The sequence below is a fragment of the Pseudomonas sp. KH_027 genome, from assembly GCF_057838565.1.
Window position 1 is genome coordinate 3,357,385 of sequence record NZ_CM174470.1, and the last position, 17,472, is coordinate 3,374,856.

Below are 17,472 nucleotides of genomic sequence, written 5' to 3' on the forward strand. Positions count from 1 at the left end.
GTGAAGATTTTTTCTTAGTTTCGCCAAAAGATGTCCTTAGCTTTGATGTTACAAGGCTGAAACGGTTAGAGCTAAAAATCAGCCAAATAATTGGCACCAGGAATGCAATATCTAAACATGGAGAAACATCTCATGCGCGTTTTGACCCCCCTGTGGAGCGGCATGCTACTGGCCATGACCTGCGCTCATACCCAGGCGATGACGCTGTCGCAGGCGATTCAGAGTACGGTGGATAACCATCCGGAAATCCAGGCCAGCATGAACGACCGGCTCTCTTCGGATGAAAACGTGAAAGTTGCGAAAGGCGGCTACCTGCCGACGGTCGATGCGCTTGCCGGTTATGGCCGCGAGCACTCTGACAACCCGAGCACCCGCGGGCTGAGCGGTCACAACGAAGAAACCTTGACGTACGGCACCTCCGAACTGCGCCTGCGGCAAATGCTGTTCGACGGGTTCAACACCCCGAACGAAGTCGCACGCACCCAAGCCGTGGTCAACTCGCGGGCCTATTACGTGCTGGGCACCTCGGAAAGCCTGGCGCTGCGCACCGTCGAGGTTTATCTGGATGTGCTGAAACGCCGGGAGATGGTCGTGCTGGCCAAGAACAACCTGCAAGCGCACCAACGCGTAGGCGACCAAATTAGCCTGCGCAGCGAGCGTGGCGTGGGCAGCACGGCGGACCTCGACCAGTCCAGCGCGCGTCTGGCCCTGGCGGAAAACAACCTCTACACCGAACAGGTCAACCTGGCCGATGCCGAGGCCAGCTTCTTCAGTGCCGTAGGGCGTCTGCCGGATGAACTGGAGTCCCCGACCACGATCAAGGGCCAACTCCCCCCAGACCTGCCTACCGCACGGCAAGCGGTGATGGCGAACAACCCTTTCCTCAAATCCGCGCAATCCGACGTGACGGCTGCCGAGAAGCAGTATGAGGTGGCCAAGGCGCCGTTTTATCCGCGCCTCGATGCGGAACTGGCGACAACCGCCAACAACAACACCCAAGGCGACGAAGGCCACGACAACTCCTGGCGCGCCGGGGTGGTGATGAACTACAACTTGTTCAATGGCATGCGCGACAAGGCGCGACTGCAGTCCTCGGCTTACCAGATCAACCAGGCGATGGATATCCGCAACAATGCGCTGCGGGTGATCAACGAAAACATTTCGCTGGCCTGGAACGCGATGGAAAACGCCCGCCTGCAAACCCCCATAGCGCGCAACTATGCGGACAACACCGCGCGGGTTCGCGAGGCCTATCAACAACAGTTCGGCCTCGGGCAACGCACCCTGCTCGACTTGCTCGACAGCGAGAACGAACTGTTCACCGCCAATCGGCGTTACACCGAAGTGCGATACATCGAAGAGTTTTCCATGTATCGGGTGATGTCGGCCATGGGCGAGTTGCTGCGCACCCAAGGCATCGTGCTTCCGGCTGAAGCCACGGCGCTGAACGACGTGAAGAGCGAGGCGCAGCTCCCGGAAATGAAATAGCACCGGCTAGTGAAGCAGTACCGGCTCAGGAGTAGTAGACAGTGACGACCATGGAGCGGGCAGGGCCATCCGGAGATCCGCGGCTTAGCCACGACGATCCATTGCTGGATGGTTTGTTGATCCTCTGCAACTTGCACAATTGTTCTGCCAGCCGTGGCAGCCTGAGTGCAGGCCTGCCCATGCCCGAGCAACGGCTGAGTGCCGCACTGCTACCACGGGCCGCGGCGCGGGCAGGCTTGCAAGGCCGACTGTTGCGCCGCGACCTGAGCGCCATTTCCGCACTCAACCTGCCCGTTCTACTGCTGCTCAAAGGCGGCCGCAGCGCGGTGCTGCGCCAATGGGGAGCAAAAGACCAGGCGCTGATTCTGCCCAGCGAAGCGGAAGGTGGCGAGCAATGGGTCAGCCGCGAACAACTCGCCGCCGAGTACAGCGGCCAGGCCCTGTTCGCCCGCCCACGGCATGAACTGGAAGATGCCCGCAAGCCCTTGGTACCAAGGGTCGAGGCCTGGTTCCGCGACACCCTCAAGCTTTCCCGTTGGCTGTATACCGACGCGATCCTGGCCAGCCTGCTGATCAACGTGCTGGGCCTGATGGTCCCGCTGTTCGTGATGCAGACTTACGACCGCGTCGTGCCCAACCAGGCCACCTCGACCCTCTGGGTGCTGTCCATCGGCCTGTTGCTGGGCACCGTGTTCGAACTGCTGCTGCGCGTGCTGCGCGCCCACCTGCTGGATGTTGCCGGCAAGAAAACCGACGTGGTGCTCTCCGCCACCCTGTTCGAGCGCATCACCGGCATGTCGATGAAGGCCCGACCGGCCAGCGTCGGCGGCTTCGCCCAAAGCATCCATGACTTCCAGGGCCTGCGTGAGTTTCTCACCGCCGTGACCCTGACCAGCATCATCGACCTGCCTTTTGCGCTGCTGATGGTCGTGGTAATCGGCTTGCTCGGTGGCTGGATCGTGGTGATTCCGCTTCTGGCGTTTCCGATCACCATCCTCTTCGCCTTTATCATCCAGTCGCGCCTGCGCGATACCGTCCAGAAAAGCCTGGCCCTCGGCGCCGAGCGCCAGGCCCTGCTGATCGAAACCCTGGGCGGGCTGGAAACGCTGAAAGCCTGCAGTGCCGAAAGCGAACGCCAGCACAAATGGGAAACCACCCATGGCGCGCTGACCCGCCTGGACGCGCACGCGCGCCACCTTTGCGCGCTGGCCACCAACGGCACCCTGTTCCTCCAGCAACTCTCCGGCATGGCCACCATAGTCGCCGGCGTCTACAGCATCATTGCCGGTAACCTGAGTGTCGGCGCGCTGGTGGCCTCCTACATGCTCGGCAGCCGGGTCATGGCGCCGCTGGGGCAGATCGCCGGGCTGATCACCCGCTATCAGCAAGCGCAAATCACCATGAAAAGCACCAATGCGCTGATGGCCCTACCCCAGGAGCGCCAGGCCAAGCAACGGCCGCTGGAGCGCACCCAACTCAAAGGTGCGCTGGACCTGCATCAGGTGAATTTCCGCTACCCGGGACAAAGCACCCCGGCGCTGGCCAATGTCAGCCTGCGCATGGCGGCTGGCGAGCGCATCGGCATCATCGGCCGCAGCGGTTCCGGCAAAAGCACCCTGGCGCGGCTGGTGATGGGGTTCTATACCCCGGATGAAGGCCAACTGCTGCTGGATGGCCTCGACCTGCGCCAGCTCGACGTCGCCGACCTGCGCCATCAAATCGGCTATGTGGCCCATGACCTGCCCCTGCTCTCTGGCAGCCTGCGCGACAACCTGACCCTCGGCGCCCGTTATGTCAGCGATGCGCGCATGCTCGAAGTCGCCGAAATGACCGGCGTCAGCGAGCTGGCCCGGCAACATCCGCAAGGCTTCGAGCGCCCGGTCGGGGAGCGCGGCCAACTGCTCTCCGGCGGCCAGCGGCAAGCGGTGCTGCTGGCCCGCGCCCTGCTGCTCGACCCACCGATTCTGCTGCTCGACGAACCGACCAGCGCCATGGATAACACCAGTGAGGAAATCCTCCGCAACCGCCTGCAAACCTGGGCACAAGGCAAAACGTTGCTGCTGATCACCCACCGATCCTCGATGCTCAGTCTGGTGGACCGGCTGATCGTATTGGACAACGGCCATATCGTCGCCGACGGGCCGAAAGAGACGGTGATCGAAGCCTTGCGCAAGGGCCGCGTCGGCCCGGCCCCCGTGTAGGAGACCGCGCATGGCACTCACACAACCGCTTCGCGGTTACTTCGCCAGCCTGCGCCAACACAGGCAGGACACCGAATTCATGCCGGAGGTCGACGGCGCCGCGCTGGAAGACTCGCCGTGGCTGGCACGGCTGACGCTCTGGGTGACCTGCGCCCTGCTCATCACGGCAGTGCTGTGGGCCCATTTCGCCGTGCTCGACGAAGTCACCAATGGCGAAGGCAAAGCCATCCCTTCGAGCAAGGTCCAGGTGATCCAGAACCTGGAAGGCGGCATCGTCACCGAAATCTTCGTCCGCGAAGGCCAGGTGGTGAACAAGGGCGACAAATTGCTGCGCCTGGACGACACCCGCTTTCTCTCCAACAAAGGCGAAACCGAGGCCGACCGCATGGCCCTGGTGGCCCGCGTCGAGCGCTTGTCCGCCGAAGCCGAGGGCCGGCCTATCGCCCTCTCGGAAGAAATCACCCGCAGTGCGCCGCAACTCGCCGAAGACGAACTGGCCCTCTACAGCTCGCGGCAAAGGCGCCTGGACAGCGAACAACGCACCCTGGGCGAACAGCTGCGGCAGAAAACCCAGGAGCTGGCCGAGTTCCGCTCGAAACAGCAGCAGTACCGCTCGAGCCTGGGCCTGCTGCAGCAGGAACTGAACATGTCCGAACCGCTGGTGGCCACCGGTGCCATTTCCCCGGTGGAGATTCTCCGGCTACGGCGCAGCGCGGTCGAGATCCGCGGTTCGATGGACGCCACCACCCTGGCGATTCCACGCGCCGAGTCGGCGATCAACGAAATCAAAAGCAAGATCGAAGAATCCGAACTGGCGTTCCGCTCCGACGCCGCCAAAGAGCTGAACGAAAAGCGCACCGAGCTGCAAAAGATCACCGCCACCAGCGTCGCCATTCAGGATCGGGTCAGCCGCACCACGGTGCTCTCCCCAGTACGCGGCATCATCAAGCAACTGAAGATCAACACCATCGGCGGCGTGGTGCAGCCCGGCAGCGACATGCTGGAAATCGTCCCGCTGGAAGACAACCTGTTGATCGAAGCCCGTGTGCGCCCGCAGGACGTGGCCTTCCTCCACCCGGGCCAGAGCGCCATGGTCAAGTTCACCGCCTACGACTACACCATCTACGGCGGGATGAAGGCCAAACTGGAGCTGATCAGCGCCGACACCGTGACCGACGACAAGGGCAACAGCTTCTACCTGATCCAGGTGCGCACCGATAAGAACCACCTGGGTACGGATGCGCATCCGCTGCTGATCATCCCCGGCATGATTGCCAACGTCGGCATCATCACCGGCGAGAAAAGCGTACTGGATTACCTGCTCAAACCCGTGCTCAAAGCCCGCGCCGAAGCCTTGCACGAGCGCTAATCGACCCTGCCACAATCGACCTTGCCCCCATGGTTGCGCTGGAAAGTCTCGACGCCCATCGCCGCGATCTGCCCCTCGATCAGGGCCTCGAAAGGCCGCAACAAGGCATCGAAACGCTGCGGTGCCTCGCTGATGTCCAACGCCACGACAATCGCTTCCAGGGTCGACAGCGCGCCGGGCATCGGCGCCTTGCGCAGGCGGTAGCGCGAGCTCAGCCCCTCGGGCAGGCTCGCCCGTGGCAAAGCGACCAGCAGCGGATTGAGGTGCAGCAGTTTACGTACCTTGCGCCAGGTGCCATCCGGCACCACCAGCAACAAAGGCTCAGCCTCGACGGCGACATAATCATGCAGCGGCAACGCCTGGGCGCCGGGAAACAGCAGACAGGGCCGGTAACCCGGCCGGGCCAGGCGCTGCGCCAGATCGGCAAAAACCTCACCCACCAGCAGTTCGGCATTGTTCAACCCCAAGGCCGCCAGCCGCGCGGTGTTCAAGGCATGCCGGACCTCGCTCGGATGCTGCAGAATCAACAACCGCGTGCGGCTATCCAATTGCGGAATCAGCGCGCACAAACAATGCTTGAGCGGGCGGGTACAACGAAGGCAATGCAGGCGTGACATACGAGTTCTCCCAGGCCATGCAGTGTGCCATAAGCATTGCAGCCACTCCGAGCAGGCGAGGAGCCTTATGAACGAGCCAATGGCGGCACAAACCATCAGTGTGCATATTCACCGCGATGCGCAGACGGTTTATCGATTCGCCTCGATACCGGGCAACTTCCCACTCTGGGCCTCCGGGCTCGGCGGCAGCCTGCGGCAGGTCGATGGCGAATGGGTCGCCGACACCGCCCAGGGCCGCGTCCGTATCCGCTTCAGTGAAACCAATGCCTTCGGCGTGCTCGACCACTATGTCAGCCCCGAGCCCGGCGTCGAGATCTATATACCCCTGCGGGTGATCGCCAACGGCAGTGGCTGCGACCTGGTGTTCACCCTGTTTCGCCAGCCAGGGATGGACGACGTCCAGTTCGCCGCCGATGCCGACTGGGTCAGACGCGACCTCGAAAGCCTCAAGCAGTTGCTGGAAAACCCCTGAGAACTGCACAAGATCGTCGCGAGCGCAGCAGATATTGAACACAACCTGAGTCCATCACCAAGGAGCCGCACGATGATCACCGTCCACCACTTGAATAACTCCCGCTCGCAGCGCGTGCTCTGGCTGCTGGAAGAACTCGGCCTGCCCTACGAGATCAAGCACTACCAGCGCGACCCACAGACCATGCTGGCACCGGCCGCGCTGCGTGCCGTGCATCCGCTGGGCAAGTCGCCGGTGATCAGCGACGGCGAACTGACCCTGGCCGAGTCCGGCGCCATCCTCGAATACCTGGTGGAGCGTTATGCTAACGGCCAACTGCAACCAGCTGTCGGCAGCCCCGAACGGCTGCGCTATCGCTACTGGCTGCACTATGCGGAGGGCTCGGCCATGCCGCCGCTACTACTCAAGCTGGTGTTCGACCGGATCGAGCACGGGCCGACACCGTTCTTCATCCGTCCGATTGCCAAGGCCATCGCCGGCAAGGCGAAACGCACATTCATCCAGCCGCAGATCGACAAACACCTCGATTATCTGGAGAGCGAACTGGGCAAGAGTCCGTGGTTCGCCGGCGACAGCTTCAGTGCCGCCGACATTCAGATGAGCTTCCCGCTGGAGGTGGCCCAGACCCGTGGTGGGCTGAACGCCAGCCGACCGCGGCTGAGCGCGTTTCTCCAGCGCATCCACGCCCGCCCGGCCTACCAGCGGGCGCTGGCGAACGGCGGTCCGTATCAGTTGCTCAGTTGAGGCCGGGCTCAAAAGGGGCTGACGCAGTAGCCCCCTCGCCAGGGCGATAGCGGGCTGTCAGCCGGCACCTCAGCCCTGGTTGAGCTGGGCTTTGAGCAGATCGCGAAAAGTCTGGATCAACGGCTCGCGGGAGCGGCCGCGGCGCAAGGTCAGCGAGAACGGCGCCTGGTAGCCGAATGTCGTCGGCAGCAAGGGGCGCAAGCGGCCCTGGTCGACCCAAGGCTGCGCGTAATGCTCGGGCAGATAACCGATGTAGGCGCCGGACAGCACCAGGATCAACTGCGCCTCCATACTCTCCACGGTCGCCGCGCTGTGCTTGAAGCCGTGCCGCGCCAGCTCGGCCTGGCTCCAATACCCACGCCCGACCATGCGTTGCTGGGTGATCAGCTCGGCCGGTATCCGCCGCTCGGTGAACAAGGAATGGCGATCGCTGCAGTACAGCCAATGCTGCTCACGATAAAGCGCCTGATAAACCAGCCCGTTCATGCGCGTCGAAAAGGCGCCGATGGCCAGGTCCAGGCGGTTATCCAGCACCCCCAACTGCAACTCGTAAGGGCTCATCACCGATAGATGCAGGTGGACCGCCGGGTGTTCCTGGCTGTAGGCGCCGATGGCCTCGGCAAACGGCAAGGCCCGGTCGCTGACCGTCGAGTCGATCACCCCCAGGTTGAGCGTGCCGCGCAACTCGCCCTTGAGCGCCGCCGCATAGCGTTCGAACCCTTCCATCTCGCCGAGCAGGCGCAGGGTTTCCTGGAAGAACAGCTCGCCCTTGCTGGTCAGGCTGAAACCGCCGCGACCGCGATGGCACAGGCTCAGCCCGAGCTGACCTTCCAGCTGACTCATGTAGGTGCTGATCGCCGACGTGGACAGGTTCAGCTCCTGTTGCGCCGCCGCGAACCCCTGGTGGCGCACCACGCTGACGAAGATCCGCAACAATTTCAGGTCGGGTAGGACTTGGCTCATCGGGGTTCCACGGCAAGGATGACTGGATACCGTAGGCGCGGGCCATGCCCGCGATGCTCGATCTTCGCGGGCATGGCCCGCGCCTACAAAAGCCAGTCTATCCGCAGGCCATTAGTTTAGAAATCTCTGAACTAAGTATTTGCCGCCAGCGATTTTTCCCGCTGCCCATGCTGCGCAGAATCGGCCCCACTCTTACAACCACAACAAGCATGAGGCCATCCCGTGGACAAGATCCTCCATCAGCCCCTGGGCGGTAACGAAATGCCCCGTTTCGGCGGCATCGCTACCATGATGCGCCTGCCGCACATTCAGACCCCCGCCGAACTCGACGCACTGGACGCCGCCTTTATCGGCGTGCCACTGGACATCGGCACCTCCCTGCGCCCCGGCACCCGCTTCGGTCCACGCGAAATCCGCGTCGAGTCGGTGATGATCCGCCCATACAACATGGCCACCGGCGCCGCCCCGTTCGATTCGCTGAACGTGGCCGATATCGGCGACGTGGCGATCAACACCTTCAACCTGCTCGATGCCGTACGCATCATCGAGGAGGAATACGACCGTATCCTCGGTCACGGCATCCTGCCGCTGACCCTCGGTGGCGACCACACCATCACCCTGCCAATCCTGCGTGCGATCAAGAAGAAGCACGGCAAGGTCGGCCTGGTACACATCGACGCCCACGCCGATGTCAACGATCACATGTTCGGCGAGAAGATCGCCCACGGCACCACTTTCCGCCGCGCGGTGGAAGAAGGCCTGCTGGACTGCGACCGTGTGGTGCAGATCGGCCTGCGTGCACAGGGCTACACCAGCGAAGACTTCAACTGGAGCCGCAAACAGGGCTTTCGCGTAGTGCAAGCCGAAGAGTGCTGGCACAAGTCGCTGGCACCGCTGATGGCCGAAGTGCGCGAGAAAGTCGGCGGCGGCCCGGTTTATCTGAGTTTCGATATCGACGGCATCGACCCGGCCTGGGCGCCTGGCACCGGCACCCCGGAAATCGGTGGTTTGACCACCATCCAGGCGATTGAAATCATCCGTGGCTGCCAGGGCCTGGACCTGATCGGTTGCGACGTGGTGGAAGTCTCCCCACCTTACGACACCAGCGGCAACACCTCGCTGCTCGGCGCCAACCTGCTCTACGAAATGCTCTGCGTGCTGCCGGGCGTGGAAAAACGATGAGCAGCCAACAGGTACTCGAAGCCGCCCGGCAACTGGTGGCGGCCTTCGCCAGCAATGACACCGAAGCCTACTTCGCCGCCTTCAGCGCGGACGCCAGCTTCGTCTTCCATACCTGCGAGCAGCCGCTGCTCTCGCGCAGCGCTTACCGCGAACTGTGGGACAGCTGGCAGCGCGAGGGTTTCCAGGTGCTGGCCTGCACCTCGAGCAATCAGTTCGTCAGCCTGCAGGGCGATGTCGCCATCTTCATCCACGACGTCACCACCCGGCTGAGCATCCAGGGCAGTGAGAGCCTGAGCCAGGAGCGCGAGACCATCGTTTTCCGCCAGCAACCCCAAGAGGGAGGCCGCTGGCTGGCCTGCCACGAACACTTGTCGCCAATGCCGGAGCAGCGGCCATCGACCTGATCAGCTGAGTCATTCCCGGGAGGGAAATCATGCATAACAACAATAAGCAGCACGCCATTACCCAGATTGAAACCTTCGGTGTCGAACAGATACCGGACGCCGCGCGCAACGCCAAACCGATCGACCTGTTTCGCCTGATCTTCGGCGGCGCCAACACCTTCGCCACCGCCGTACTCGGCAGTTTCCCGGTGCTCTTCGGCCTGTCGTTCCAGGCCGGGGTGTGGGCAATTCTGCTCGGCGTACTGGTCGGCTCGATCATCCTCGCGCCGATGGGCCTGTTCGGGCCGCTGAACGGCACCAATAACGCGGTTTCCTCCGGTGCGCACTTCGGCGTACACGGGCGTATCGTCGGCTCCTTCCTGTCGTTGCTCACCGCCATCGCCTTCTTCTCGCTGTCGGTGTGGAGCTCGGGCGATGCCCTGGTCGGTGGCGCCAAGCGCCTGTTCGGCCTGCCGGAAACCGACCTCAGCCTCGGCCTGGCCTACGGCCTGTTCGCCCTGCTGGTGTTGACCGTGTGCATCTACGGCTTCCGTTTCATGCTCTGGGTCAACAAGATTGCGGTATGGGCCGCCAGCCTGCTGTTCCTGCTCGGCATCTTCGCCTTCGCCGGGCCGTTCGACGCCAGCTTCGCCGGTAGCGTGAACCTGGGTGCCGAAGGCTTCTGGGCCGCCTTCATCGGTGCCACCTTGCTGGCGATGAGCAACCCGGTTTCGTTCGGCGCATTCCTCGGCGACTGGTCGCGCTATATCCCGCGTGACACCTCCAAGGGCCGGATCATGCTGGCCGTGGTCGCCGCACAGATCGCCACCCTGATCCCGTTCTTCTTCGGCCTGGTCACCGCCACCATCGTTGCCGCCAATGCGCCAGACTACATCGCCGCGAACAACTACGTCGGCGGCCTGCTCGCCGTGTCGCCGGCCTGGTTCTTCCTGCCGGTGTGCCTGATCGCGGTAATCGGCGGCATGTCCACCGGCACCACCGCGCTGTATGGCACCGGGCTGGACATGTCCAGCGTGTTCCCGCGGGTTCTCAGCCGGGTCAAGGCCACGCTGCTGATCGGCGTACTGTCGATTGCCTTCATCTTCATCGGCCGTTTCGCCTTCAACCTGGTGCAGAGCGTGTCGACCTTCGCCGTGCTGATCATCACTTGCACCAGCCCGTGGATGGTGATCATGATCCTCGGGCTGATCATTCGCCGTGGCTTCTACTGCCCGGATGACCTGCAAGTCTTCACCCGTGGCGAAACCGGTGGTCGCTACTGGTTCACCCACGGTTGGAACTGGCGCGGCATGGGCGCCTGGGTTCCCAGCGCGCTGATCGGCCTGTGCTTCGTCAACCTGCCGGGGCAGTTCGTCGGCCCATTGGGCGACCTGGCAGGCGGTATCGATATCAGCCTGCCCGTCACCCTCGGCCTGGCCTCCATCCTCTACCTGGTGTTGCTGATCCTGTTCCCCGAACCCGCCGAGGTGTATGGCCCCCAGGGACCACGCTGGGTCGGTAGCCGCAAGGCCGGCACGCCACAGAATTCCAAAGGCTCCGCAAAAATCGCATAACAACAAACGGCTTTAACTTCACTGCCAATAACCGATGCACCAAGCCTTATAAGGAGTTACCGATGCGCACACGTTCGACTCACCTGGTTGCCCTGCTCGGCCTGCTCACCGCAGCCCTGTGCCCAACTCTGCAGGCGGCCGATAGCAAACCGTCCTTCGTCAGCGGTGGCAGCCTCAATGTCTGCTCCGATCCGACTTTCCCGCCGCTGGAGTTCTTCGAGAAATCCGGCGACCGCGAGCCCAGCGGCTTCGATGCCGATCTGATCCGTGCCCTGGGCAAACACTGGGGGGTGCCGGCGCGCTTCATCGTCACCGAATTCACCGGCCTGCTGCCGGGTCTGGAATCCAAGCGCTGCGATGTGGTGATCAGCGGCACCCTGATCACCCCCGAGCGCACCCAGAAGCTCAACGCCGTGCCTTACCTGGCCAGCGCCACCATCGTGTTCGGCAGCGGCAAGAGTGACCTCAAGCTGAACACCCTGGACGATCTGTCCGGCAAAGTCGTCGCGGTGCAGTCCGGCACCCGTTATGTGGCGATCATGGAGAAGCTCAACGCGCAGCTGACCGCCGCCGGCAAGACCCCGGCCACCCTGCAGACCTACCCCAAGGGCAGCGATGTGGCCCAGCAGGTACTGGTCGGCCGGGCCGCCGCCGGGCTGTCCCAGGACACCGAAATCGCCTACCGCGAGTTGCAGACACCGGGCCAGTTCAAGACCCTCTACAGCTTCCCGGAAAAGGATATCTTCGGTGCCTACATGCTGCCCAACGCAGCGGACAAGCAGGCCGTCCACGATGCCATCACGGCGCTCAAGACCGACGGCACGCTGAAGGCCATCAGCGAGAAATGGAAGCTCGATCCGGCCAACGTGGAAATCACCGGGCAATGATGCCTGCTTGACCCCAAAGCGCTGCCCGCTGCGCCAGCCCCGACTGGCGGCGTAGCGGGTAGCGCGTCGGACAGGCCGTTGCCCACTGCGCAACGCCCTGCAAATCGCTTCTCTCGCCAAAGGACACGCTCATGCAATTCGATGTAGCCGTCTTCTGGGACGCCCTGACGTCCTATCCGTTCTTCAAGGGCGCCTGCATCACCCTGCTGCTGGCGCTGCTCTCGCACTCGGTCGGCATCGCCCTGTCGATACCCGCCGCCCTGGCCCTGGATGGCCCGAACAACCCGGCGCGCATGCTGTTGCGCGGCGTACTCAGCGTATTCCGTGGCGCCCCGACCCTGCTGCAGTTGCTGTTCGTCTGGAACGCCCTGCCGCAATTCTTCCCGGTTTTCCGCGAAGCCTGGTTCACCCCATTCTTCGCCGCCTGGATCGCCCTCAGCATCAACGAGGCGGCCTATCAGGTCGAGATCAACCGCGGTGCGCTGAAAGCCCTGGACAAGGGCCAGCACGCCGCCGGTCATGCGCTGGGTCTGTCGCGCTGGCAGATCTTCCGCTACATCACCCTGCCGCAAGCGGCGCGCATCGCGATTCCACCGACCGCCAACGAATTCATCACCCTGCTCAAGATCACCTCGCTGGCCTCGGTGATTTCCCTGCAGGAACTGATGGCCGTGACCTCGCAAACGGTCTCCACCACCTTCCAGTTCTCCGAATACTACGCGGTGGCCTTGGTTTACTACTTGGTCATGGTCTACACCCTGACCTGGCTGCAACACCGCCTGGAACGCCGACTGTCCTGGGACCATGTGAGCGACGGCGCGAAGAGTGTCGGTCTGTTGCAACGCACCCTTGCCCGTATGCGGCGCATCTGAGGAGCTGGCCATGAACGAAATCATCCGTCTGGAAAACGTCGGCAAACGCTACGACGACTTTCAAGTGCTGCAAGGCATCAACCTCTCGGTCAGCCAGGGCGAGAAAATCGTCATCTGCGGCCCGTCCGGCTCCGGCAAATCGACCCTGATCCGCTGCATCAACCGCCTGTCGCCCCACGACACCGGCACCATCACCGTGGAAAACCAGGATGTTTCCAGCAAGCGCGGCAGCGCCAATGTGCGCCGTGAAGTCGGCATGGTGTTCCAGAACTTCAACCTGTTCCCGCACCTGACCGTACTGGAAAACTGCACCCTGGCGCCGATGAAGGTGCGCGGGGTGTCCCACGCGCAGGCCGAGGAACAGGCTCTGCGCTACCTGAACCGGGTGCATATCGGCTCCCAGGCGCACAAGAAACCCGGCCAGCTCTCCGGTGGCCAGCAGCAGCGTGTGGCCATCGCCCGCGCGCTGTGCATGAACCCGAAAGTGATGCTGTTCGACGAGCCGACCTCGGCACTCGACCCGGAAATGGTCGGCGAAGTGCTGGATGTGATGACCGAACTGGCCCTGGAAGGCATGACCATGCTCTGCGTCACCCACGAGATGGGCTTCGCTCGCAAAGTCGCCGACCGCGTGGTGTTCATGGACGCCGGGCAGATCGTCGAAACCGCCACCCCGGCCGAATTCTTCGATCACCCGAAACATGCGCGCACCCGCGCCTTTCTCTCACAGATCAGCCACTGACGGCCCACCATGCACACACCGACCGAAGCCACTCTGCGCCGCGACCTGGCCGCCGCCTACCGTCTGGCCGCCCTGTTCGGCTGGGACGACACGCTCTACACGCATTTCTCGGTGCGCCTGCCGGGCCTCGAGCCGCGCTTTCTGATCAACCCCTTCGGCCTGCTGTTCGAAGAGGTGCGCGCCAGCGACCTGATCGTCGTCGATATGCACGGTCAGGTGCTCGACGGTAACGCGGACTACAACGTCGCCGGCTTCACCATCCACAGCGCCATGCACATGGCGCGTGAGGATGCGCACTGCGTGATCCACACCCACACGCTCGCCGGCATGGCGGTCGCCGCGACGGATGCCGGTCTGGCGCAGTTGAACCAGATCAGCGCCGAGTTCTACCAGCGCGTCGGCTACCACGACTACGAAGGCATTGCCCTCGACCTCGGCGAGCGCGAGCGCCTGGTCGCCTCGCTGGGCGACAACATCGCCCTGATCCTGCGCCACCACGGCCTGCTCAGCGTCGGCGCCAGCGTCGCCGACGCCTTCTATGTCATGTATTACCTGAACAAGGCCTGCGAGATTCAGCTGCACGCCGCCGCGTTGCAAGGCATACGCGAGATGCCCGGTAAACTCAGCCAACATGCCTGCGAGCAATTCCAGGGCAGCGAATGGCAACGCCAACTGCTCTGGGAGGCCTGGCTGCGCAAACTCGACCGCCTCGACCCGCACTACAAGAATTGAAGGTCCGCCGCCCCGGCGGCCGACCCTGTCACTAACAGTTAAGGAGTGCCGATGACGACCTGCGGCGAATTTCTGGTCAAGCAACTCGAAGCCTGGGGCGTCGATACCGTATTCGGCATTCCCGGCGTGCATACCGTGGAGCTGTATCGCGGCCTGCCGCACAGTTCGATCCGGCACATCACGCCACGGCACGAGCAAGGTGCCGGCTTCATGGCCGATGGTTATGCGCGGGTCAGCGGCAAGCCGGGGGTTTGCTTCATCATCACCGGCCCGGGGATGACCAATATCATCACCGCCATGGCCCAGGCTTACGCCGACTCGATCCCGATGCTGGTGATTTCCAGCGTCAACGAACGCTCACGCCTGGGCAGTGGCAACGGCTACCTGCACGAACTGCCCGACCAACGCGCGCTGACGGCCGGCGTCACGGCCTTCAGCCACACCCTGCTCGACGTCGACCAGTTGCCTGCGGTACTGGCACGCGCCTTTGCGGTGTTCGACAGCGAGCGACCACGGCCGGTGCACATCGAGCTGCCGCTGGACATCATCACCGCCTCGGCCGAGCACATGCGCGTGCAACCGCGCCCGAAAATCGCCCGGCCGGCCGGTGCCATGGCGCAACTGCGCGAGGCGGCCAGCAAACTGCGCGCCGCCAAACGGCCGTTACTGCTGCTCGGCGGTGGTTGCCTGGACACCCAGCAAGAGGCCCGCGCCCTGGCCATCGCCCTGGACGCACCGACAGCGCTGACCATCAACGCCAAAGGCCTGCTGCCGCCCGAACACCCGCTGCTACTGGGCAGTAATCAATCGCTGGTGCCGGTACGCGAACTGGCGGCGGCTGCCGACGTGATCCTGGCCATCGGCACCGAGTTGGGTGAAACCGATTACGACGTGGTCTTCGATGGCGGCTTCGCGCTCAACGGCGAGCTGATCCGCATCGATATCGACCCGCAGCAGTTGGTGCGCAATATCCTCCCCAGCCTGGCCATTCACAGCGATGCGCGGCTGGCCATGCGCGTACTGCTGGCCGAACTGCCGGCCGGCGAACTGAATGCCAACAGCCCCGGCGCCCAACGCACCGCGGCCGTGCGCCGGCAACTGGCGGAAGACTTCAGCGGCTGGGAGCATTACCGCCAGCTGTTCGACACGCTGTTGACGGCACTGCCCGAGGCGCGCTTTGTCGGCGACTCGACCCAGACCGTGTACAGCGGCAACCACCTGGTCGACCTCGACGGCCCACGCCGCTGGTTCAACTCCTCCACCGGCTACGGCACCCTGGGCTATGGCCTGCCAGCCGCCATCGGTGCCAAGCTGGCAGAACCGACGCGGCCGGTGATCTGCCTGATCGGCGACGGCGGCCTGCAGTTCAGCCTGCCGGAACTGGCCAGCGCAGTGGAGGCCAAAGTCGGCATCGTCGTCTTACTGTGGAATAACCATGGCTATGGCGAGATCAAGCGCTACATGGAGCGCCGCGACATCACGCCGCTTGGCGTCGACATCTACACCCCGGACTTCCTGGCCATCGCCCGTGGCTTTGGCTGCCTGGCCGAACACGCGCGCGATCAGGCGCACCTGGCAGAGCTGCTGCAAGCTGCGCCGAACGATCGCCCGCTGTTGATCGAAGTGCGCGAGGAAGCGCCCTTCCACCCCTGAAGGCCATCGGGCTTGGCACCGGGGAATTTCAGTTGTACGCAGCCCTGCAGGCCGGCACATGCCTGCAGGCAACTTGCGTGGTCATCGACGCTAGGCGCTCAACGCCGACGCTGCTCGGCCAGACGGCGCTGCTCGTCACTGGGAATCGGGATGGGTTGCAGACGTGGCGCCTCGATCAGGCCAAGGGCGACTGATAGTTTCCACGCCAAGGTATGTAGCCAGGTTTTCATCTTGAGTCCCTCTGTAAACAGCAAGCGGGCCGGGCCGTCGAATGTTGCTGCGCCCGCCCCTTGGAACCACTGATCCAGTGCATTGACCTGGGTCGCTGAGGAATCTTCCCTCGATTGAAAGAGTAGTCCTGCAGTGACACCTCAGGCTGATCTGGAGCAATCCAGAGCTTTATTCGCGGATCGGCACCCCGACCCACACCCTCAGAGTGGCATCAACCCCGCCCTTGCGCCACATCCGCCAAGCCCCGGCACTGGCCAAATGCCCTGGCAGCCGATATACGGTCACCTGCGCGGCTTGCCTGGCCTTGCCACTCAGAACCAGCGCCGCAGCCAAGGCGTGCCGCTGGCCAGGAGAATGCCAAGCAGCACCAGCACAGCGCCGACCAGAAAGCTGGGGGTCAGCGGCTCATCCAGCAGCAGCGCGCCGAAGGTGACGCCAAACAGCGGGGTCATGAACGAGAACACCGCCAGGTTCGAGGCGTGGTAACGACGCAACAACCAGAACCAGGCGAAATAGCTGATGAAGGACACCAGCACGGCCTGGAACAGCAGGCTGCCGAGGCTGATCGGCGTCAGCTTGACCATCCCGACCTGACCGGTGGCGGCAGCAATTGCCAGCAGCACGACGAAGCCAATGAACAGCTGGTAGAACAAGGTCAGGGTCGGCGGCGCCTCGGACAATTTCGAGGTGCGCACCACCACCGTGGTGGCGCCCCAGGCCATCCCGGCGAGCACGCCGAGCGCATCGCCGATGAGGATTCGGCTGTCGAACTCAGCCGCCAACAGGCCTGCTCCGAAAGCCACGGCGACGCCGATAAAGCACAAACCGATACCCAGCCATTGCAAGCCGCGCAAACGCTCGCTCGGCAGCAGGAAGTGCAGGCCCAGTGCCGAGAAAATCGGTGCAGTGTAGAGGAACACCGCCATGTGCGAGGCCGTGGTGTATTCCAGGCCCACGGCGATCAGCAGGAACTCCAGGGCGAACAAGCCGCCGGCCAGCGAGCCGGCACCGAGGTTTTCGTGCGTGAGCGCGGCCCAGTGGCCGCGCCAATACATCAGCAAGCCCACCAGCAGTGCGGCGATCCCGGAACGGCTGGAGGCCTGCATGATCGGCACTATGTCCGCCGCCGCCGACTTGATCGCCACCTGCTGCATGCCCCAGATCACGCAGAGGACCAACATCAACTGGAAAGCGAAGGCATCGGCGCCGCGCCGTGGGGCAATCATGGCTGGCCGCAACGGCTGGATAGCTGCAGGACTGCTGCGCAAAAACAACGCGTCATTGAAGGGCCTCGGCAGGCTGGCGAAAAGGCCAAGCTGCTGCACAGGCAGCAGCGGCGCAAAAAAAATGATGGCGCGATTA

The 17,472-nt window shown here is 63.5% G+C and carries 17 protein-coding genes; 13 read left to right on the forward strand and 4 right to left on the reverse strand.

All coding sequences use genetic code 11. The annotated features are described in order from the left end of the window. Window positions 1-132 precede the first annotated feature (132 nt). The 3 genes from AC3IYG_RS15720 to AC3IYG_RS15730 are packed head-to-tail and all read left to right on the forward strand — an operon-like array spanning window position 133 to window position 5,058. Window positions 133-1,488 (forward strand): TolC family outer membrane protein, encoded by a 1,356-nt coding sequence (locus AC3IYG_RS15720; protein WP_489309915.1) that lies wholly within the window; start codon window positions 133-135, stop codon window positions 1,486-1,488. Window positions 1,489-1,538: 50 nt separating this feature from the next. Then, window positions 1,539-3,689 carry a type I secretion system permease/ATPase gene (locus AC3IYG_RS15725; RefSeq protein WP_489313931.1) on the forward strand — a complete coding sequence of 717 codons (2,151 nt, stop codon included), beginning with the start codon at window positions 1,539-1,541 and terminating at the stop codon, window positions 3,687-3,689. A gap of 10 nt (window positions 3,690-3,699) precedes the next feature. Then, entirely contained in the window at window positions 3,700-5,058 is a 1,359-nt protein-coding gene (locus AC3IYG_RS15730) for an HlyD family type I secretion periplasmic adaptor subunit (RefSeq protein ID WP_489309916.1), read from the forward strand. On the opposite strand, the gene AC3IYG_RS15735 is transcribed toward AC3IYG_RS15730, so the two are convergent. Next, window positions 5,055-5,675 carry a tRNA-uridine aminocarboxypropyltransferase gene (locus AC3IYG_RS15735; RefSeq protein ID WP_489309918.1) on the reverse strand — a complete coding sequence of 207 codons (621 nt, stop codon included), beginning with the start codon at window positions 5,673-5,675 and terminating at the stop codon, window positions 5,055-5,057. The genes AC3IYG_RS15730 and AC3IYG_RS15735 overlap by 4 nt on opposite strands. Before the next feature lie 67 nt (window positions 5,676-5,742). On the opposite strand from AC3IYG_RS15735, the gene AC3IYG_RS15740 reads away from it, so the two are divergent. Beyond that, window positions 5,743-6,147 carry an SRPBCC family protein gene (locus AC3IYG_RS15740; RefSeq protein WP_489309920.1) on the forward strand — a complete coding sequence of 135 codons (405 nt, stop codon included), beginning with the start codon at window positions 5,743-5,745 and terminating at the stop codon, window positions 6,145-6,147. Window positions 6,148-6,219: 72 nt separating this feature from the next. Continuing rightward, on the forward strand, window positions 6,220-6,891 hold the full coding sequence (locus AC3IYG_RS15745; protein WP_489309921.1) for a glutathione S-transferase family protein: 672 nt from the start codon (window positions 6,220-6,222) through the stop codon (window positions 6,889-6,891). A 69-nt stretch (window positions 6,892-6,960) separates the two neighbouring features. On the opposite strand, the gene AC3IYG_RS15750 is transcribed toward AC3IYG_RS15745, so the two are convergent. Then, entirely contained in the window at window positions 6,961-7,854 is an 894-nt protein-coding gene (locus tag AC3IYG_RS15750; RefSeq protein WP_489309922.1) for a LysR family transcriptional regulator, read from the reverse strand. A 222-nt stretch (window positions 7,855-8,076) separates the two neighbouring features. Here AC3IYG_RS15750 and speB point away from each other — a divergent pair, with 222 nt between their 5' ends. From speB to AC3IYG_RS15790, 8 genes are all read left to right on the forward strand, one after another. After that, on the forward strand, window positions 8,077-9,036 hold the full coding sequence (speB, locus tag AC3IYG_RS15755; RefSeq protein WP_489309923.1) for an agmatinase: 960 nt from the start codon (window positions 8,077-8,079) through the stop codon (window positions 9,034-9,036). Further along, window positions 9,033-9,440, forward strand: coding sequence for a YybH family protein (locus tag AC3IYG_RS15760; protein WP_489309924.1), 408 nt, complete (start codon window positions 9,033-9,035; stop codon window positions 9,438-9,440). Before speB ends, AC3IYG_RS15760 begins: the two co-directional genes overlap by 4 nt. A gap of 29 nt (window positions 9,441-9,469) precedes the next feature. Continuing rightward, the gene (locus tag AC3IYG_RS15765; RefSeq protein WP_489309926.1) at window positions 9,470-10,993 is read left to right on the forward strand and encodes a purine-cytosine permease family protein; all 1,524 of its coding nucleotides are present in this window, start codon (window positions 9,470-9,472) and stop codon (window positions 10,991-10,993) included. Between the two features lie 62 nt (window positions 10,994-11,055). Further along, the gene (locus AC3IYG_RS15770; protein ID WP_489309928.1) at window positions 11,056-11,880 is read left to right on the forward strand and encodes an ABC transporter substrate-binding protein; all 825 of its coding nucleotides are present in this window, start codon (window positions 11,056-11,058) and stop codon (window positions 11,878-11,880) included. A 131-nt stretch (window positions 11,881-12,011) separates the two neighbouring features. After that, on the forward strand, window positions 12,012-12,752 hold the full coding sequence (locus AC3IYG_RS15775) for an amino acid ABC transporter permease (protein WP_489309929.1): 741 nt from the start codon (window positions 12,012-12,014) through the stop codon (window positions 12,750-12,752). Window positions 12,753-12,762: 10 nt separating this feature from the next. Continuing rightward, window positions 12,763-13,494, forward strand: coding sequence for an amino acid ABC transporter ATP-binding protein (locus tag AC3IYG_RS15780; protein ID WP_489309931.1), 732 nt, complete (start codon window positions 12,763-12,765; stop codon window positions 13,492-13,494). A gap of 9 nt (window positions 13,495-13,503) precedes the next feature. Then, window positions 13,504-14,226 carry a class II aldolase/adducin family protein gene (locus AC3IYG_RS15785; protein WP_489309933.1) on the forward strand — a complete coding sequence of 241 codons (723 nt, stop codon included), beginning with the start codon at window positions 13,504-13,506 and terminating at the stop codon, window positions 14,224-14,226. A 51-nt stretch (window positions 14,227-14,277) separates the two neighbouring features. Continuing rightward, window positions 14,278-15,879 carry a 5-guanidino-2-oxopentanoate decarboxylase gene (locus tag AC3IYG_RS15790; RefSeq protein ID WP_489309935.1) on the forward strand — a complete coding sequence of 534 codons (1,602 nt, stop codon included), beginning with the start codon at window positions 14,278-14,280 and terminating at the stop codon, window positions 15,877-15,879. Window positions 15,880-15,977: 98 nt separating this feature from the next. Here AC3IYG_RS15790 and AC3IYG_RS15795 read toward each other — a convergent pair whose 3' ends face one another. Both AC3IYG_RS15795 and AC3IYG_RS15800 read right to left on the reverse strand, forming a co-directional pair. Beyond that, window positions 15,978-16,109: a PA1414 family protein gene (locus tag AC3IYG_RS15795; protein WP_489309937.1), complete on the reverse strand. Its 132-nt coding sequence runs from the start codon at window positions 16,107-16,109 to the stop codon at window positions 15,978-15,980. 312 nt (window positions 16,110-16,421) lie between these two features. After that, window positions 16,422-17,336, reverse strand: coding sequence for a DMT family transporter (locus AC3IYG_RS15800; protein ID WP_489309939.1), 915 nt, complete (start codon window positions 17,334-17,336; stop codon window positions 16,422-16,424). Window positions 17,337-17,472: the final 136 nt, after the last annotated feature.

Excerpts from the sequence above, each read along its gene's own strand:
- AC3IYG_RS15720 (WP_489309915.1), top strand. The coding sequence starts at position 133 with ATGCGCGTTTTGACCCCCCTGTGGAGCGGCATGCTACTGGCCATGACC.
- AC3IYG_RS15725 (WP_489313931.1), top strand. The coding sequence starts at position 1,539 with ATGGAGCGGGCAGGGCCATCCGGAGATCCGCGGCTTAGCCACGACGAT.
- AC3IYG_RS15730 (WP_489309916.1), top strand. The coding sequence starts at position 3,700 with ATGGCACTCACACAACCGCTTCGCGGTTACTTCGCCAGCCTGCGCCAA.
- AC3IYG_RS15735 (WP_489309918.1), bottom strand. The coding sequence starts at position 5,675 with ATGTCACGCCTGCATTGCCTTCGTTGTACCCGCCCGCTCAAGCATTGT.
- AC3IYG_RS15740 (WP_489309920.1), top strand. The coding sequence starts at position 5,743 with ATGAACGAGCCAATGGCGGCACAAACCATCAGTGTGCATATTCACCGC.
- AC3IYG_RS15745 (WP_489309921.1), top strand. The coding sequence starts at position 6,220 with ATGATCACCGTCCACCACTTGAATAACTCCCGCTCGCAGCGCGTGCTC.
- AC3IYG_RS15750 (WP_489309922.1), bottom strand. The coding sequence starts at position 7,854 with ATGAGCCAAGTCCTACCCGACCTGAAATTGTTGCGGATCTTCGTCAGC.
- AC3IYG_RS15760 (WP_489309924.1), top strand. The coding sequence starts at position 9,033 with ATGAGCAGCCAACAGGTACTCGAAGCCGCCCGGCAACTGGTGGCGGCC.
- AC3IYG_RS15765 (WP_489309926.1), top strand. The coding sequence starts at position 9,470 with ATGCATAACAACAATAAGCAGCACGCCATTACCCAGATTGAAACCTTC.
- AC3IYG_RS15770 (WP_489309928.1), top strand. The coding sequence starts at position 11,056 with ATGCGCACACGTTCGACTCACCTGGTTGCCCTGCTCGGCCTGCTCACC.
- AC3IYG_RS15775 (WP_489309929.1), top strand. The coding sequence starts at position 12,012 with ATGCAATTCGATGTAGCCGTCTTCTGGGACGCCCTGACGTCCTATCCG.
- AC3IYG_RS15780 (WP_489309931.1), top strand. The coding sequence starts at position 12,763 with ATGAACGAAATCATCCGTCTGGAAAACGTCGGCAAACGCTACGACGAC.
- AC3IYG_RS15785 (WP_489309933.1), top strand. The coding sequence starts at position 13,504 with ATGCACACACCGACCGAAGCCACTCTGCGCCGCGACCTGGCCGCCGCC.
- AC3IYG_RS15790 (WP_489309935.1), top strand. The coding sequence starts at position 14,278 with ATGACGACCTGCGGCGAATTTCTGGTCAAGCAACTCGAAGCCTGGGGC.
- AC3IYG_RS15795 (WP_489309937.1), bottom strand. The coding sequence starts at position 16,109 with ATGAAAACCTGGCTACATACCTTGGCGTGGAAACTATCAGTCGCCCTT.
- AC3IYG_RS15800 (WP_489309939.1), bottom strand. The coding sequence starts at position 17,336 with ATGATTGCCCCACGGCGCGGCGCCGATGCCTTCGCTTTCCAGTTGATG.